The following is a 15,765-nucleotide window of genomic DNA, read 5'->3' on the forward strand; positions in this document are numbered from 1 at the left end:
CCGCACAACGCGCCGCGATTCGCGTACCGTTGCCGCTCATGGGTGTGTCGCAACGTGTGAAGAGCAGGTTCCGGCGGTTCCTCCAGCGCCCGGGGACGACGGTCGACCTGGCCCCACTGGAGAAGCTGCTCCCCGCCATCGAGGCCCGCGAGGAGGAGCTGCGGCAGCTCGACGACGCCGAGCTGACCGAGGCCGCCGGCTCCGCCACCGGCTACGAGGAGATCTGCGCGATCGGCCGGGAGGCCGCCCGCCGCGGCCTCGACCAGCGGCCGTACGACGTGCAGCTGCTCGGCGCGATGGCGCTGCTCTCCGGCAAGGTCGCCGAGATGGCCACCGGTGAGGGCAAGACGCTCACCGCCGCCGTCGCCGCGTACGGGCACGTCCGGCTGGGCAACGGCCCGGTGCACGTGCTCACCGTCAACGACTACCTGGCCCGCCGGGACGCCGAGTGGATGGCGCCGGTCTACACGCTGCTCGGGCTGACCGTCGGCTGGGTCAACGAGGCCTCCACCCCCGAGGAGCGCCGCGCCGCGTACGCCAGCGACGTCACCTACGTCTCGGTCAGCGAGGCCGGCTTCGACTTCCTCCGTGACCAGCTCGTCACCGACCTCGACGACCGGGTCCAGCCGCCGCTGAAGACCGCCATCGTCGACGAGGCCGACTCCATCCTCATCGACGAGGCCCGGGTGCCGATGGTCCTCGCGGGCGCGGTCGCCGGCGAGCAGGACCCGGTGCACGCCGCCGCCGCGCTGGTCCGTGGCCTGCGTCGGGGCCGGCACTACACCGTCGCCGAGGACGGCCGCAGCGTCGCCTTCACCTCCGCCGGCCTGGCCACCGTCGAGGCGAAGCTCGGCGGCATCGACCTGTACGACGAGGAGCACGTCGGCCAGCTCTCCGCGGTCAACGTGGCGCTGCACGCGTACGCCCTGCTGCACCGCGACGTCGACTACATCGTCCGGGACGGCTCGGTGGAGCTGATCGACGAGATGCGCGGCCGGGTCGCCCAGCGCCGCCGCTGGCCGGACGGGCTGCAGGCGGCCGTCGAGGCGAAGGAGGGCCTCGATGCCACCGCCGAGGGCGAGGTGCTCGGCACCATCGCCGTGCAGGCGTACATCGCGCTCTATCCGACGGTCTGCGGGATGACCGCCACCGCCGTGCTCGTCGGTGACCAGCTCCGCGAGTTCTTCGGCCTCGAGGTGGCGGTGATCCCGCCGAACACCCCCTGCGTCCGGGAGGACGAGCCGGACCGGATCTATGCCACCCGGGCCGAGAAGGAAGAGGCGCTGATCGACGAGATCAAGCGCAACCACGAGCGTGGGCGGCCGGTGCTGGTCGGCACCCTCGACGTCAAGGAGTCGGAGGGGCTGGCCGCCGGCCTGCACGCCGCCGGGGTGCCCTGCGTGGTGCTCAACGCCAAGAACGACGACGACGAGGCGGCGATCATCGCCGAGGCCGGCGCGTACGGCGCGGTGACCGTCTCCACCCAGATGGCCGGTCGGGGCGTCGACATCCGGCTCGGCGGCAGCGACCAGGCCGACCGGGACCGGGTCGCCGAGCTGGGCGGGCTCTACGTGATCGGCAGCGGCCGGCACGACAGCCGCCGGGTCGACGACCAGCTGCGCGGTCGGGCCGGTCGGCAGGGCGACCCGGGTGGGTCGGTCTTCCTGGTCAGCCTGGAGGACGACCTGGTCGTCCGGCACGCCGGTGACACCGTTCCGCCGTCGCCGCGGATGAACGCCGACGGCCTGGTCACCGACCCGCAGGTGGACTACGCCGTGGAGCACGCCCAGCGGGTCGCCGAGGGCGTCAACCACGAGATCCACCGCAACACCTGGCGCTACAGCGTGGTGATCGAGCAGCAGCGCAAGGCCCTCGCCGAGCGGCGGGAGCGGCTGCTGACCAGCGACATCGCCGCGCTGATGCTGCTGGAGCGGGTGCCGGAGAAGGCCGAGGAGATGGACGAGGACCTGCTCGCCCGGGCCGCCCGGTCGATCGCCCTCTATCACCTCGACCGGCTCTGGGCCGAGCACCTGGCCGAGCTCTCCGAGGTCCGCGAGGGGGTGCACCTGCGGGCGTTGGGCCGGCTCGACCCGTTGGACGAGTTCCACCGCAGCGCGGTGCCGGCGTTCACCGCCCTCATCCCCGAGATCGAGACCCGGACCATCGCGACCTTCGAGGAGACCGAGTTCGGCGACGACTGGGAGCCGGACGCGTCGAAGCTGGTCCGACCGACCGCCACCTGGACGTACCTCGTGCACGACAACCCGTTCGGCTCGGAGCTGGACCGGCTGATCGCCTCGGTGGGGCGGCGGCTCATCTCCGGTTCCCGCTGACCCGGCGCAGGGGTCCCGTTCGGCGCGGCAGTCGCCGGGCGGGACCCCTTTGCGGGTTTCGATGCTGGTTTGCGAGGGTAGTAGGCCGGGGCTCTCGATCAGGAAGAGGCAGCGTGATGACACAGGCAATGGCGCCGTACGGGGACACCGCGTGGTCGTGCGTGGGGGCGGTGGGGACCGTGGCCCGGTGAACCTGCACACGCGGGAGCCCATGATCGACACGCTGGGAGCACTGGAGACGGCCGCGCTGCTGCGCGAGCTGACCGCCGGCCTGATCGCGGTCACGAACTTCGACGAGGCGCTGACCGAGCTGGTCCGGATCGCCCGCGACGCCGTGGACGGCGTCACCTGCTGCGGGTTCACGGCGCTGCGCGCCGGTGAGCCGGCCGGGGTGGCCGCCTCCGACCCGGCCCTGGCCGAGCTGGACGATCTGCGGCACGGCCCGGACTCGCCGGCGATGAGCGCCATCCGCCGCCGCGAGATGATCACGGCGCAGGATCTGGGCCAGGAGTCGCGCTGGCCGGTCTGGACCGCCCGCGCGCGGGGTCTCGGGGTGGGGGGCGTGATCTCCGCGCCGGTCGACGTCGACGAGCAGGTGATCGGCGCGATCAACCTGTACGGCGGGGCGGCCGCGCCGCTGACCGCCCGGCACCAGCTCACCGCGATGCTCCTCGCCGAGCACGCCGGGCTGCTGCTGGCCGCCGTCCGCGACCGGGAACGGCGTACCGCCCAGGCCGGTGAGCTGGACTCCTCGCTGCTCGGCGAGGGCGTCGTCGGCCAGGCCATCGGGGTGATCATGACGCAGCGCGGCTGCCCGGCGCCCGAGGCGCTCGACGTGCTCCGCAGCGCCGCCTCCTCGTTGGACATTCCGCTGCGCGAGGTGGCCGAGCGGCTGGTGATCACCGTCTCCCGCCCCCGGGAGAGCTGAGCGGTTCTCGTTTCGCCCTGGTGGCGCTCGGGTAGCACCCTGGACTGGTGAGCTGCTCGAACCTGGGAGGAACCGATGGAGAGCCGGCTGAGGGTGCAGGGCAATCCGATTCAACCGATGCTGGTGATGTTCCCGTTCGGGCTCTTCGTCAGCGCCGCCGTCTTCGACCTGGTCGACGTCGTCGGGGGACCGGCCTTCCTCGGTGAGGTGGGCTACTGGACGGCCGCCGCCGCCCTGACCGCGGCGGCGCTCACGACCGTCGCCGGAATGGTCGACCTCTGGGACGTCCGGGCCGGCCGGACCCGTCGTACGGCGGTGACCTTCAACCTGGTCAACGCGGTGATGGCCGCGCTCTTCCTGCTCGCCTGCCTGATCCGGGCCGACTCGCCGCAGCGCGGCGCGACCGGCGCGCTGCTCGCCACCGAGCTGGTCGCCCTCGCCGTCGGCGGTTTCGGTGTCGCGCTGGGCACCCGACTGATGCGCCAGTTCGACCGCAGCCCCGTCGAGGCCAGCGGCTTCGAGGCCCTGCACGGCGTCGCCGGCTCCACCGTGGAGATCGTCCGCCCCCGCGCCTGACGCCCCGAGCCCCCCCCCCCCCCCCCCCCCCCCCCCCGCGCGTGCCTGGCCCCCCACCGTGTGCCGGCCGGGATGCCACTCGATCCCGGATGTCGTGGCGATCCCCTCGGCCGGGTGCCACCACATCCATGATCGAGCGTGATCACGAACCCGGAGCGAGCGCGAGCGCGGCGGGGAGTCCGGATGCGTCGATCATGAAGTTTCGGTCACGAGGGTCGGGTCCGCGTGACCGAAACTTCATGATCAACCCGGGCCGGGAGGGGGCGGGGGACCGGGGCAGGGGGCAGGGGTCAGTGGTGGTGGGTGTGGTGGGTGGCGAGGAGGTCGGCGCCGAAGTCACTGGTGGGGTGGCGGAGCACGGTGTGCGCGTGATTGCCGTCGTCGGCGGTGTTGTCGTACTCGATCAGCAGGTCGTCGCCCTGCACCCGGTAGTAGTGCCGCGACCCGGACCCGGTCGCGCCGGCCCAGGCGAAGTGCAGCTCACCCCCGCCGAGCCGGGCCGCCTCCCGGGCTGCCAGCTCGGCCGGCAGCCGGTCGAGGTAGAGCGCGACGAGCCGGTCGAGCAGTGCCCGGCCGGTCGGCGTGAGCCGGCCCCGGGGCACGCCGAGCGGCTCGATCAGCCCCGGTGCGGTGGCCCGGGTGGCGCTGATGATGTCCTCCGGCGCCGCCCCGGCGACGATCGCGGCGGCGCGTCCGGCCGGGCCGAGCGCGTCCAGCAGCTCCCGGGCCAGGTCCTCCTCGGGGCCGAGCGGTCGCAGCACCGGTCGCCCGGCGTGCCGGACGGTGGCCGGGTTGGCGCCGAGGAAGAGCGGGGCGGGGGAGACCTGGTCGTCGACCACGGTCATGCCCACCGACAGGTGGTGCCCCTCGACCCGCCAGCCCCAGCGGTCGTCCCGGGTGGGGTCGCCGAAGAGCGCCACCCAGTAGTCGCCGCTGTGCCGGCCGCGCCGCCAGCCCTCCGCCCGGTCCAGCACCTCCTCCAGCGCGACGACCGCCATCGCCTGGGCGTACGCCGGTGGGCTGAGCGCGGTGGCCAGCAGCCGGTGCGCGGCCTTGCGCGCGGCGGGGTCCAGGTCGGTGAGGGGGACGCCGGGGCGGGGCCGGGGACGGTACTCCAGCCAGCGCCGGGCGGCGTCGTCGTCGAAGGCGTGCCGGGCGCGCCGGCGGGCCGGTTCGTCGAGCGCGGCCAGCAGGGCGCCGGCGGCCGTGCGCATCTGTTCGGGTACGGGGTCCTCCACCGCACCTGTATACCCGCCCGGCCCGTCGATGTGGGCCGGCCGGGGTGGGTCAGCTCCGGCCGAGTACGGCCAGCATCTCCGGCAGGTCGAAGAAGCGGGCGGTGTCCACGGCGGACGGGCTGCCGTGCTCGGGGTCCGCGCCGGCGTCGAGCAGGGCCCGGACGGTGCGGGTGTCCTTGCGGAAGACCGCCGCGGCGAGGGCGGTCTGCCCCCGGTCGTTGACCCGCGACGGGTCGGCGCCCCGCGCGAGCAGCGCCGCCACGGTCTCCGGGTGGGCGTGGTACGCGGCCAGGATCAGCAGCGTGTCGCCCTTGGCGTTGGTCAGGTTGACCGGCAGTCCGGCGTCGAGCTGCCCGGCGAGTTCCTCGGCGGCGCCCGCCCGCGCCAGGTCGAACATCCGGTGCGCGAAGGCGATGGTCTCGGCGTCGAGCTCGTCGGTCATCCGTCCAGGTTAGTGGGACCGACGGGCCCGTCGCCTGGTAGCTTGCCGACCCGGCACGGGAGGGTGCGATGGACGATGCGGTGTACGTCGGCAACGCCGGCGTGGACGGGGCGACCGACGCCGGCTGGCTGCTGGGGCACTTCAAGCCGGTGGGGGACGTGCGGCACTCGGACGAGGTGGAGGTGAAGTGGGGCGTGCACCCGGCGGGGGAGGCCCGCTCGCGGTGGGCCACCGGCGAGCGGCGGACCGCCCTGCTGGTCCTGGTCAGCGGCCGGTTCCGGGTGGAGCTGCCGGATCGTACGGTGCTGCTCGGCACCCCCGGTGACTACGTGGTGTGGGGCCGGGGCGTGGACCACTCCTGGTACGCCGAGCGGGAGTCGGTGGTGCTGACGGTCCGCTGGCCGTCGGTGCCCGGCTACCGGGTGGAGCCGCCGGTCCGGCGCTGACCCCGGGCCGCCCGCCGTGCGGGTCGCCGGTGCCGAGGAACGCCGTGCCCGGGGTGTCCCAGCATCCGGTATTGCCTACTAAACCTATAGGGTTTACATTCTATGCTCGTGGGGTACGCGCCGCACCGCACTCCCCGAGGACGCCCGCCATGACCAGCACCGACCAGTCCGAACTGCTCGCCGTCGCCCGGCGTCACGCCGACCCGGTCCGCTGGCCGGTCCCGCTGCGCTTCGACCGGGCGCAGCGCTGGTACGCCCGCCTCGCCGTCACGCCCGACCACGAGGTCTGGGCGCTGAGCTGGCTGCCCGGACAGGGCACCGACCTGCACGACCACGGCGGCGCGGCCGGCGCGTTCCTGGTCGTCGCGGGCGCGCTCACCGAGGAGACCGTCACCGCCGGTCGGCTCCGCCCGCACCGGCTCGCCGCCGGCGTCGGTCGTCGCTTCGGGCCCCGGCACGTGCACGTGGTGACCAACCGGGGCGCGGAACCCGCGGTCAGCGTGCACGTCTACCGCCCGGCACTGCGCCGGATGACCCGCTACCGGCTCACCGACGGTCGGCTCCAGGTCGCCGACGTGGCCGAGGCCGGCGTCGCGTGGTGACCCGCCGCGCCACCCCCACCCGACCACCTGAGAAAGGACCGACGATGACCGAGACCCGTACCGAGAGCTGTCCGGTGCCACCACCCGGCTCCCGGGGCATCGACGAGCTTCTCGCCGCCGCCCGCACCCGGCTGCGCCGGCTCGACCCGGAACAGGCACACCTCGCGTACCGCCGGGGCGCGCTGCTGGTCGACATCCGTCCGGCGGGCCAGCGGGCGGCGCACGGCACCGTCCCGGGCGCCCTGATCGTGGAGCGCAACGTCCTGGAGTGGCGCTTCGACCCGCGCTGTCCGGCCCGGCTGCCGCAGGCCGTCGACTACGACGTGCCGGTGATCGTCCTGTGCCAGGAGGGCTACACCTCCTCGCTGGCCGCCGCCGCCCTCCAGGAGATCGGCCTGCACCGGGCCACCGACGTGGTCGGCGGCTTCGTCGCCTGGCGCATCGCCGGCCTGCCCACCCTCGGCCCCACCCCGCCGCACCGACCCACGCCCGCCGCGCCCCCGGTCACCGCCGGTCGGGCGCCCCGCTGACCGTCCCGCCGACCCCGGCGTGGCGCGCGCGACCGCCAGCTCAGGAGGCTCCATGTCCGTCGTCGCCATCTCCCCGCGCGGATACCGCGCCGGCCGCCCCGACCGGGCGGCGGCACCCCGACCGCGCACCGCACCGACCCTGACCATCACCCTCGACCTCGGCCCCGGCGGCCTCACCCCCGGCCTGGCCCGGCTGGTCGAGGTGCTCGGCGACCTCGCCCGGACCGGCGAGATCCGGGCCGGCCACGTGGTCACGCCGGCGGGGCCCACCGGCCCGTGGCCGCGCGCGGCGGAGCAGCCGCCGGGCCCGGCCGACCGCGAGTCCCATGGAGAGGACCCCGATCCGGTACGCGTGCTGGCCGCCTCCCGCGTGGTCCACCAGGGGGCGCGGGAGGTCCCGCTGACCCGGATCGAGTTCAACCTGCTGCACTTCCTCGCCGCGCACCCGCGCCGGGTCTTCACCCGGACGCAACTGCTCTCCCACGTCTGGGGCTACGAGCACGCGGTGGCCCGCACGGTCGACGTGCACGTGCGCCGGCTGCGCGCCAAGTTCGGCGTGGACACCCCCCTGGTGACCACCGTGTACGGCGTCGGTTACCGGCTCGCCGACTCCGCCCGGGTGGTGGTCGACCCGGATCGGTGAACCGTCCGACACCGCCCCGGTCCGACCATCGGCCCGGGGCGGAGCCGCGCCCGCCGTCGGCCGCCCGGGGGCAGGGCGGAACCGGGCGGGCACCCCCCGTATCGGGTCAACTCACCGACTCTGCTGTAATCATCAGGCTTCGTACGCAGAGCGAGCGCGCGGCTCCGATGTGTTCGTCAATTGTCACATTCATGCAACGCGGCCGCCCCTTGACCCTCGCACAGCCGCCGGGAAGCATCGATGAAGCGGCGTCCCGGGCCGTGGGAGACACCCGGATCAGCCAAGGAGGACCATGTCGGTCAGCCCCGCCTCGTCGCGCGCCGGATGGCATACGTCCCAACCCGCGGTCCCCGGTCGTCCCCCCGGCGGCCAGCGTCGTCCCGCGAACACGGCCGCACCCGTGCTCACGGTGACCCTCTCCATCCCGCTCGCCGCGGAGGAGTCGCTGACCCCGGCGGCCCGCCGACTGCTCGACGCCGCCCGCGAGATGCTGGAACGCGGCGAAGGGGTGATCTCCAGCGGCCCGGCCCCGGTGGACCGCCGGCCCGACGCGGTGCCGGTCGGCCGCGCCCCGTCCCGTCCGCTCGCCCCGACCATCCCGGCCCTGCACATCCTGGCCTCCTCCCGGTCGGTGCTGCGTGACGGCGAGCCGGTGCCGCTGACCCGCCTGGAGTTCGACCTGCTGCTGCACCTGGTCGCCCACCCCCGCCGGGTCTTCACCCGGTTGCAGCTACTCAACGCCGTCTGGGGCTACGAGCACGCCGGTGTCCGCACGGTGGACGTGCACGTACGCCGGCTGCGCGGCAAGGTCGGCGTGGACGTCCCCCTGGTCACCACGGTCTACGGGGTGGGCTACCGGCTCGCCGACGACGCCCGGGTCACCATCGACCGCACCGGCTGACCCCGGGCCCACCCCGCCGGGAGCGCCGACCGGGCCGGCCCGGCAGGATGGTCGGGTGCGCGTCCGTCCGATCACCCCCGAGCTGCTCGTGGCCGAGCTGGCCGAGCGGTGTGTCGCCACCGACGTGCCGGGCCGGCTGCGGGTCGCCGTCGACGGCCCACCGGCCGCCCGCCCCGACGAGCTGGCCGCCGCCCTGGTCGACCCGCTGCGCGCCGCCGGCCGCCCGGCGCTGCACGTCCGGGCCGCCGACTTCCTGCGTCCCGCCTCGGTGCGGCTGGAACACGGCCGCACCAACTCCGACGCCTACTACGAGAGCTGGATCGACGAGCCGGGGCTGCGCCGGGAGGTGCTGGACCCGGCCGGGCCGGACGGCTCCGGCCGGCTGCTGCCGTCGCTGTGGGACCCGGTCACCGACCGGGCCAGTCGGGCGGAGTACGTGACGCTGCCTCCGGGCGGGGTGGTCCTGGTCAGTGGGGGCCTGCTGCTCGGCGGTGGGCTCGTCTTCGACCTCGCCGTCCACCTGGTGCTCACCCCGGCCGCCCTGGCCCGGCGTACCGACCCGGCGTCGGCGTGGACCCTGCCGGCCTTCGCCCGCTATGCCGACGAGGTCGCCCCGGCCTCCTTCGCCGACGTGGTGGTCCGCGCCGACGACCCCCGGCACCCGGCTCTCGTCGAGCGGGACTGACCCCGCACGTCGACCGGACGAACCCGCCGGGACCGGTCGAAGACGGGCGGTCGGGCGGCCCGTGGGACGCTCGGGACGGCCGGCGCGACGCAAGAGCGCACGAATGCGATGGAAGCTCGCGCAAATCACCGGTTTGATCCTCTGGAGCGACGGGTAATCGCCCGGCTCACAGAGCACGGGTGATCTCACCCGCGCCACCCGACCGAAGGTCCGGGGCGCATCGTCGCCCCGGACCGGTGTGAGGCCCCACGAAAGGCAGGCAGCGATGCTCGTCCACGACACGGTGACCACGGGCCGTTCCCAGGCGGACACCGACCAGATCCGGCAGTCCCTGCAGGCGCGCTACGACGAGCTGACCGCCGAGTACGAGCAGGCGGTCCTGCAGAGCCAGGTGCTGCGGCTGGTCGAGGTCGGCGACACCGCCGGCGACGACCAGGCCGACAGTGGCACCAAGACCGCCGAGCGGGACACCGCGCAGTCCCTGCTGCGGACCATCCTGGAGCGGCGCAGCCAGTTCGAGCACGCGCTGACCCGGCTGGACGAGGGCACCTACGGCTTCTGCGAGGGCTGCACCGCGCCGATCCCGGTCGAGCGGCTGGAGATCTTCCCCTCCGCCACCGCCTGCGTGTCCTGCAAGCAGAACCGGGAGCGGCGGGCGGCCTGAGTCGCCCACCGGTCGGTCCCGCACCCGGTGGACCCCACCCATGGGTGAGATCAAGGTGGGCACCGCCTCGTGGACCGACCGGACGTTGCTGGACTCCGGCTGGTATCCGCAGAGCGCGGACACCCCGGAGAAGCGCCTGGCGTACTACGCCCGGCAGTTCCCACTGGTCGAGGTGGACGCCACCTACTATTCGCCGCCCGCCGAGCGGACGGCGAAGCTCTGGGTGGACCGCACCCCGCCCGGCTTCACCTTCAACATCAAGGCGTTCAGCCTGCTGACCGGGCACCCGACCCGGGTCGGTGCGCTCTACAAGGACCTGCGCCCCGACACCGGGAAGAAGAACCTCTACCCGGACGACCTGCCGCCGCAGGCGTACGAGGAGGTCTGGACGCGCTTCCTGTCCGCGCTCGACCCGCTGGTCGAGGCGGACCGGCTCGGCGTGCTGCTGTTCCAGTTCCCGCCCTGGTTCACCATCAAGCGGGACAACAAGCAGTACCTGCTGGAGGTGGCGCGGCGCTGTGCCCCGCTGCGCCCGGCCTTCGAGTTCCGGCACGCGTCCTGGTTCGACGGGGACAACCGCGACGAGACGCTCGGCTTCCTGCGCGAGCACGACCTGGCGTACGTCTGCGTCGACATGCCGCAGGGGCACCGGTCGTCCGTACCCCCGGTGCTGGCGGCCACCGCGGAGCTCGCGGTGGTCCGCTTCCACGGGCACAGCGACAAGTGGACCAGCAAGGACATCCACGAGAAGTTCGGCTACGACTACTCCGACCGGGAGCTGCGCGACTGGGCGCCGAAGCTGCGCGAGCTGGCCGGCCAGGCCGCGCAGACCCACGTGCTGATGAACAACTGCTACCGCGATTTCGCGCAGCGCAACGGGGCGACCCTGCGCGGACTGCTCGACGCCGACTGACGCGGGTTCACCCGCGTCGGGTGAGGCCGGTTCACCTCTTCGCCGCGCAGCCTGGACGGTGTGTGCGGTCGCCTCGACCGACGCGACCGCGAGCGTGAGACGAGGAGGTGGGCCATGACGGTGCGGGTGGTGGCGGATGCGCGCCGCGGCGGGGTGCTGCACGTGGTCGGCGGGTCCGACCCTCCCCGGCGCGGGGAGCGGCCCGGTCGGTTCCGGCCGACCCGGCTCTGGCGGGGGCCCAGCGGGCCGCCGTCCCGCGCCGACGACCGACGCTGGGAAACCGACGCACGGGGGTGGGCAGATGGCTGAGCAGCTGATTTCCGCGTTCGAGTCCTCGATGGACAAGACGAACGTGATCCTGAAGGAGATCGAGTCGGCGTACGGCTGGCCGAAGGAGCAGCGCAACCAGTCGTACGCGGCGTTGCGCACGGTGCTGCACCTGCTGCGCGACCGGATGCCGGTGGCGGAGAGCGCCGAGTTCGCCCAGCAGTTGCCGGTGCTGCTGCGGGGCATCTACTTCGAGGGCTGGCAGCCGGAGAACGTGCCGATCAAGCTGAACCGGGACGACTTCCTCTACGAGGTCCGGCAGGGCTTCCCGTACGACGTGGAGGGCGGCCCGCAGCGGGTCGTGCAGGTGGTCCTGGACACCCTGCGCCGGCACGTCACCCAGGGCGAGTGGCAGGACGTCAAGTCGCAGATGCCGCGGGACCTGGCCCAGCTGATCCCGTGACCGGAACCGACCCGGCCCGTCCCGTCATGGGGCGGGCCGTCGGGGTCCGGGTCACCGGGTGCCCCGCGGCCCGGGCCAGGCCGCCGAAGGCCACCGCGTCGATGATCGCCGCGCCACCCGGGTCGTTGTTGAAGTAGACGTACGCCGGCTCGGTGTCGGCGAAGGCGTCGGCCAGCCGGTGCACCCAGGAGGCCAGCGCGGTCCGGCCGTAGCGCGGCCAGGGTCGGGCGCGACCCTCGTGCAGTCGCAGGTAGCCGAAGTCGGTGGTGCGCCACAGCGGTGTCACCGGTCGGCTCAGTCGGTCCGCCCAGACCAGCGCGGCGCGGCGGCGCTCCAGCACCCGCCGGACCTCGTCCGTCCACCAGGAGGGGTGCCGGGGCTCCACCGCCACCCGCACCTCGGCGGGGAAGAGTCGCAGGGTGGCGTCCAGGGCGGCGGGGTCGGCCCGCAGGTTCGGTGGGAGCTGGACCAGCACCGGACCGAGCTTGTCGCCCAACCCGTCGGCCCGGTCGAGGAAGCGCGCCACCGGCTCGGCCGGTTCGCGCAGCCGCTTGATGTGGGTGAGGTAGCGGCTCATCTTCACCGCCACCCGGAAGTCGTCGGGGGTGCGGTCCCGCCAGGCGACGAAGGTGTCCCGCTCGGGCAGCCGGTAGAAGGCGTTGTTCACCTCCACCGTGGCGAACCGCTCGGCGAAGTGCTCCAGCCAGCGCCGCTGCGGCAGCTTCGCCGGATAGAAGCGGTCCCGCCAGTCGCGGTACTGCCAGCCGGAGGTGCCGAGCAGGATCATCCCCACGTCATACCCGGCGGGTGGGCGCTTGACGCCGGGACGGCGGGCTGTCAGCATGTGGAAGCGCTCCCATCGGTCCACGTCACAGTCTCGTCACCGCCCGCGGTGACCCCGACGAAGGACAGGACCGCATGCCCCACCCCCACCACACCACCGGCCGCCTCCGCACCGGTCTGCTGGCCAGCGCGCTCGCCGCCACCACCGCCCTCGCCGTCGGTCTCGGCGTCGTCCACTCCGGGCCCGCCGACGCGGCCACCACCTGGCAGAGCCTCGCCGCCGCCAAGGGGCGCGACATCGGCTTCGCGCTCGACCCGAACCGGCTCTCCGAGACCGCGTACAAGCAGATCGGGGACGCCGAGTTCAACCTGGTCGTCCCGGAGAACGCGATGAAGTGGGACGCCACCGAGCCCAACCGGGGGCAGTTCAGCTTCGCGCCCGGTGACGCCGTGGTCGGCTACGCCGCCACCGGCGGCAAGAAGGTGTACGGCCACACCCTCGCCTGGCACAACCAGCTGCCCGGCTGGGTCTCCGCCCTCTCCGGCCCCGACCTGCTCCAGGCGCTGAAGGACCACATCGCCGGGGTCGCCGGCCACTACCGCGGCAAGGTCGTCGCCTGGGACGTGGTCAACGAGGCGTTCGCCGACGGCGGCACCGGCGCCCGCCGGGACAGCGTCTTCCAGCAGCGAATCGGCAACGGGTGGATCGAGGAGGCGTTCCGCGCCGCCCGCGCCGCCGACGCGGACGCGAAGCTCTGCATCAACGACTACAGCATCGAGGGCGTCAACGCGAAGAGCACCGCGATCTGGAACCTGGTCAAGGACTTCAAGGCCCGTGGCGTACCGATCGACTGCGTCGGCTTCCAGTCCCACCTGATCGTCGGGCAGGTGCCCGGCGACTTCCAGGCCAACCTGCAACGCTTCGCCGACCTCGGGGTCGACGTGCGGGTCACCGAACTGGACATCCGGATGCCCACCCCGGCCACCGCCGCCAACCTGACCGCCCAGGCCGCCGACTACAAGCGGGTCGTCGCGACCTGCCTCGCGGTGAGCCGCTGCGTCGGGGTCACCACCTGGGGCATCACCGACCGGTACTCGTGGATCCCGGGCGTCTTCCCCGGCCAGGGGGCGGCCCTGGTCTGGGACGACAACTACCGGCCCAAGCCGGCGTACCAGGCGGTGACCGAGGCGCTCGGCGGCGTCGCCACCCCGCCCAGCACCCCGAACACCTCCCCGTCGCCGACCACGCCCGGACCGGTCCCGACCACGCCCACCCCGCCCCCGCCGACCGGTGGCTGCACCGTGACGTACGTGCCGAACTCCTGGAACAACGGCTTCACCGCCGACGTGCGGGTCCGCAACGACGCCACGACGGCGGTCGACGGCTGGACCGTCGGGTTCGCCTTCACCGCCGGCCAGCGGGTGACCAACGGGTGGAATGCCACCGTCACCCAGGCCGGCGCCCAGGTCACCGCCCGCAACGCGAGCTGGAACGCCGCCGTCCCGGCCGGCGGCACGGTCAGCTTCGGCTTCCAGGGCACCCACACCGGCGCCAACCCGTCCCCGTCCGTCTTCACCCTCAACGGCGTGACCTGCCGCAACGGCTGACCTCAGGCGGGCCCCGGCGAACCGTCCGCGTCGCCGGGGCCCGCCGTCTACGGTGGGTTAGAAGATCGCGCGTGGGGTACCACCCGCTGCACGACGAACCCCGACGCACGGCGGGGCGGCACACCCGAGGGAGCACACCCATGGCACTCAATGACGACGACATGCAGACCACCAGCGGCGGCGGCCTCGAAGGCCCGGCCGACGGTGGGGCGACCCCGGGCCACCAGGACGGCGGCGCGGACGGTGGCGCCGAGGGCCCGGCCGACGGTGGGGCGACCCCGGGCCACCAGGACGGCGGCGCGGACGGTGGCGCCGAGGGCCCGGCCGACGGTGGCGCGACGCCCGGTCAGCAGGACGGCGGTGCCGACGGTGGCGCCGAGGGTCCCGCCGACGGTGGCGCGACCCCGGGCCAGCAGGACGGCGGCGCCGACGGCAGCGCGAGCTGACGTGACGTACCTCGACCCGCCGGACGGCCACGGCCGTCCGGCGGTTCCGTCTCCGGCCGCCGACGCCCTCGCCCGCTGCATCAGCGTCGAGCCGGCCAAGTTCGCCGCCGCGCACTGGGGACGCGCGCCGCTGCTGTCCCGCGCCGCCGAACTGCCCAACCCGCGGGGCTTCACCGACCTGCTCAGCCCCGCCGACGCCGACGAACTGCTCAGCCGGCGGGGACTGCGTACCCCGTTCCTGCGGGTGGCGAAGGACGGCCAGCTCGTGCCGGCGGCCCGGTGGACCGGCGGCGGCGGCGCCGGCGCCGAGATCGGCGACCAGGTCCTCGACGAGCGCATCCTGGCGCAGTACGCCGGCGGCGCGACCCTGGTGCTGCAGGGCCTGCACCGGATCTGGCCGGCCCTGGTCGACTTCGCCCGCGACCTCGGCACCGCGCTGCGCCAGCCGTTGCAGGTCAACGCCTACCTGACGCCGGCCGGCAGCCAGGGCTTCGCCACCCACTACGACACCCACGACGTCTTCGTGCTCCAGGTCGACGGCCGCAAGCACTGGCGGATCCACCCGCCGGTGCTGCCCGACCCGCTGGAGAAGCAGCCCTGGGGCGGCCGGGCCGACGAGGTCTCCGCCACCGCCGACGGGTCCGCCGCGCTCGACGTGGTGCTGGAGCCGGGCGACGCGCTCTATCTGCCCCGCGGCTGGCTGCACAGCGCGCAGGCGCAGGAGTCCGCCTCGCTGCACCTCACCGTCGGCATCCGGGCGCTGACCCGCTACGCCATGGTCGAGGAGCTGCTCGCGCTCGCCGCCGAGGACGCCCGCCTGCGCGCCGGGCTGCCCTTCGGCACCGACGTGACCGACCCGGACGCGATCGAGCCGGAGCTGACCGAGACGGTCGAGGCGCTGCGCGACTGGCTGCTGCGGGCCGACCCCGCCGCCGTCGCCGCCCGGCTGCGCGACCGGGCCTGGCCGGCCGCCCGTCCGGCCCCCATCCGCCCGCTGGCCCAGGCGGCGGCCCTGGCCGCCCTCGACCCGGACAGCCGGGTCGCCCTCCGGGCCGGCCTGCGCTGGCAGCTCGCCCCCACCGGCGACGGGAAGGTCGCGCTGCGGCTCTTCGACCGCACCATCACCCTGCCCGGCACCTGCGAGCCGGCGCTGCGCGTCCTGCTCGGTGGCGAGGTGACCCGGGTCGGTGACCTGCCCGGCCTCGACGACGACGCCGACCGCCTCGTGCTGGCCCGCCGGCTGCTCACCGAAGCCGTCCTGACGCCCGCCTGAGCACCGTCGGTCGGCGACCCCGTC

18 protein-coding genes are annotated in these 15,765 nt (G+C 74.2%); 15 read left to right on the plus strand and 3 right to left on the minus strand.

Going from position 1 to position 15,765, the window contains the following annotated elements:
* Positions 1-38 precede the first annotated feature (38 nt).
* From secA2 to ABUL08_RS06260, 3 genes are all read left to right on the plus strand, one after another.
* Positions 39-2,333, plus strand: coding sequence for an accessory Sec system translocase SecA2 (gene secA2, locus ABUL08_RS06250; protein WP_350935379.1), 2,295 nt, complete (start codon positions 39-41; stop codon positions 2,331-2,333).
* A gap of 187 nt (positions 2,334-2,520) precedes the next feature.
* On the plus strand, positions 2,521-3,261 hold the full coding sequence (locus tag ABUL08_RS06255) for a GAF and ANTAR domain-containing protein (protein WP_350935381.1): 741 nt from the start codon (positions 2,521-2,523) through the stop codon (positions 3,259-3,261).
* A 75-nt stretch (positions 3,262-3,336) separates the two neighbouring features.
* Positions 3,337-3,837: a DUF2231 domain-containing protein gene (locus ABUL08_RS06260; RefSeq protein WP_350935383.1), complete on the plus strand. Its 501-nt coding sequence runs from the start codon at positions 3,337-3,339 to the stop codon at positions 3,835-3,837.
* Between the two features lie 290 nt (positions 3,838-4,127).
* On the opposite strand, the gene ABUL08_RS06265 is transcribed toward ABUL08_RS06260, so the two are convergent.
* A complete protein-coding gene (locus tag ABUL08_RS06265; protein ID WP_350935385.1) occupies positions 4,128-5,075 on the minus strand; it encodes a DUF3500 domain-containing protein in 948 nt (315 codons plus the stop codon).
* Positions 5,076-5,124: 49 nt separating this feature from the next.
* Positions 5,125-5,517: an ankyrin repeat domain-containing protein gene (locus ABUL08_RS06270; protein ID WP_350935387.1), complete on the minus strand. Its 393-nt coding sequence runs from the start codon at positions 5,515-5,517 to the stop codon at positions 5,125-5,127.
* 68 nt (positions 5,518-5,585) lie between these two features.
* On the opposite strand from ABUL08_RS06270, the gene ABUL08_RS06275 reads away from it, so the two are divergent.
* The 9 genes from ABUL08_RS06275 to ABUL08_RS06315 all read left to right on the plus strand — a co-directional run bounded on the left by ABUL08_RS06275 (position 5,586) and on the right by ABUL08_RS06315 (position 11,631).
* A complete protein-coding gene (locus tag ABUL08_RS06275) occupies positions 5,586-5,963 on the plus strand; it encodes a cupin domain-containing protein (RefSeq protein WP_350935390.1) in 378 nt (125 codons plus the stop codon).
* Positions 5,964-6,112: 149 nt separating this feature from the next.
* Positions 6,113-6,565 (plus strand): cysteine dioxygenase, encoded by a 453-nt coding sequence (locus tag ABUL08_RS06280; RefSeq protein WP_350935392.1) that lies wholly within the window; start codon positions 6,113-6,115, stop codon positions 6,563-6,565.
* Between the two features lie 44 nt (positions 6,566-6,609).
* The gene (locus tag ABUL08_RS06285) at positions 6,610-7,095 is read left to right on the plus strand and encodes a rhodanese-like domain-containing protein (protein ID WP_350935394.1); all 486 of its coding nucleotides are present in this window, start codon (positions 6,610-6,612) and stop codon (positions 7,093-7,095) included.
* 139 nt (positions 7,096-7,234) lie between these two features.
* Entirely contained in the window at positions 7,235-7,738 is a 504-nt protein-coding gene (locus tag ABUL08_RS06290) for a winged helix-turn-helix domain-containing protein (RefSeq protein WP_377522290.1), read from the plus strand.
* A 292-nt stretch (positions 7,739-8,030) separates the two neighbouring features.
* Complete coding sequence (locus ABUL08_RS06295) at positions 8,031-8,639, plus strand: winged helix-turn-helix domain-containing protein (protein ID WP_350935397.1); 609 nt, start codon at positions 8,031-8,033, stop codon at positions 8,637-8,639.
* A 55-nt stretch (positions 8,640-8,694) separates the two neighbouring features.
* Positions 8,695-9,324, plus strand: a complete 630-nt coding sequence (locus ABUL08_RS06300) for a nucleoside/nucleotide kinase family protein (RefSeq protein ID WP_350935400.1) — start codon at positions 8,695-8,697, stop codon at positions 9,322-9,324.
* 265 nt (positions 9,325-9,589) lie between these two features.
* Entirely contained in the window at positions 9,590-9,988 is a 399-nt protein-coding gene (locus tag ABUL08_RS06305) for a TraR/DksA family transcriptional regulator (protein WP_350935402.1), read from the plus strand.
* A gap of 40 nt (positions 9,989-10,028) precedes the next feature.
* Positions 10,029-10,901 (plus strand): DUF72 domain-containing protein, encoded by an 873-nt coding sequence (locus ABUL08_RS06310; RefSeq protein WP_350935403.1) that lies wholly within the window; start codon positions 10,029-10,031, stop codon positions 10,899-10,901.
* 301 nt (positions 10,902-11,202) lie between these two features.
* Positions 11,203-11,631 carry a DUF2267 domain-containing protein gene (locus ABUL08_RS06315; RefSeq protein WP_350935405.1) on the plus strand — a complete coding sequence of 143 codons (429 nt, stop codon included), beginning with the start codon at positions 11,203-11,205 and terminating at the stop codon, positions 11,629-11,631.
* Here the strand turns inward: ABUL08_RS06315 and ABUL08_RS06320 are convergent.
* Positions 11,588-12,499 carry a DUF72 domain-containing protein gene (locus tag ABUL08_RS06320; protein ID WP_350935406.1) on the minus strand — a complete coding sequence of 304 codons (912 nt, stop codon included), beginning with the start codon at positions 12,497-12,499 and terminating at the stop codon, positions 11,588-11,590. The genes ABUL08_RS06315 and ABUL08_RS06320 overlap by 44 nt on opposite strands.
* A gap of 50 nt (positions 12,500-12,549) precedes the next feature.
* On the opposite strand from ABUL08_RS06320, the gene ABUL08_RS06325 reads away from it, so the two are divergent.
* The 3 genes from ABUL08_RS06325 to ABUL08_RS06335 all read left to right on the plus strand — a co-directional run bounded on the left by ABUL08_RS06325 (position 12,550) and on the right by ABUL08_RS06335 (position 15,741).
* Positions 12,550-14,022 (plus strand): endo-1,4-beta-xylanase, encoded by a 1,473-nt coding sequence (locus ABUL08_RS06325; RefSeq protein WP_350935408.1) that lies wholly within the window; start codon positions 12,550-12,552, stop codon positions 14,020-14,022.
* Positions 14,023-14,162: 140 nt separating this feature from the next.
* Entirely contained in the window at positions 14,163-14,468 is a 306-nt protein-coding gene (locus ABUL08_RS06330; protein WP_350935411.1) for a hypothetical protein, read from the plus strand.
* Position 14,469: 1 nt separating this feature from the next.
* Positions 14,470-15,741, plus strand: a complete 1,272-nt coding sequence (locus ABUL08_RS06335; RefSeq protein ID WP_350935413.1) for a cupin domain-containing protein — start codon at positions 14,470-14,472, stop codon at positions 15,739-15,741.
* Positions 15,742-15,765: the final 24 nt, after the last annotated feature.

It is taken from the genome of Micromonospora sp. CCTCC AA 2012012, from assembly GCF_040499845.1.
Taxonomy (GTDB): Bacteria; Actinomycetota; Actinomycetes; order Mycobacteriales; family Micromonosporaceae; genus Micromonospora; species Micromonospora mangrovi.

Bases quoted from the DNA above. Each gene is read 5' to 3' on its own strand.
- secA2 (WP_350935379.1), top strand. From the start codon at position 39: ATGGGTGTGTCGCAACGTGTGAAGAGCAGGTTCCGGCGGTTCCTCCAG.
- ABUL08_RS06260 (WP_350935383.1), top strand. From the start codon at position 3,337: ATGGAGAGCCGGCTGAGGGTGCAGGGCAATCCGATTCAACCGATGCTG.
- ABUL08_RS06270 (WP_350935387.1), bottom strand. From the start codon at position 5,517: ATGACCGACGAGCTCGACGCCGAGACCATCGCCTTCGCGCACCGGATG.
- ABUL08_RS06275 (WP_350935390.1), top strand. From the start codon at position 5,586: ATGGACGATGCGGTGTACGTCGGCAACGCCGGCGTGGACGGGGCGACC.
- ABUL08_RS06280 (WP_350935392.1), top strand. From the start codon at position 6,113: ATGACCAGCACCGACCAGTCCGAACTGCTCGCCGTCGCCCGGCGTCAC.
- ABUL08_RS06285 (WP_350935394.1), top strand. From the start codon at position 6,610: ATGACCGAGACCCGTACCGAGAGCTGTCCGGTGCCACCACCCGGCTCC.
- ABUL08_RS06295 (WP_350935397.1), top strand. From the start codon at position 8,031: ATGTCGGTCAGCCCCGCCTCGTCGCGCGCCGGATGGCATACGTCCCAA.
- ABUL08_RS06305 (WP_350935402.1), top strand. From the start codon at position 9,590: ATGCTCGTCCACGACACGGTGACCACGGGCCGTTCCCAGGCGGACACC.
- ABUL08_RS06310 (WP_350935403.1), top strand. From the start codon at position 10,029: ATGGGTGAGATCAAGGTGGGCACCGCCTCGTGGACCGACCGGACGTTG.
- ABUL08_RS06315 (WP_350935405.1), top strand. From the start codon at position 11,203: ATGGCTGAGCAGCTGATTTCCGCGTTCGAGTCCTCGATGGACAAGACG.
- ABUL08_RS06325 (WP_350935408.1), top strand. From the start codon at position 12,550: ATGCCCCACCCCCACCACACCACCGGCCGCCTCCGCACCGGTCTGCTG.
- ABUL08_RS06330 (WP_350935411.1), top strand. From the start codon at position 14,163: ATGGCACTCAATGACGACGACATGCAGACCACCAGCGGCGGCGGCCTC.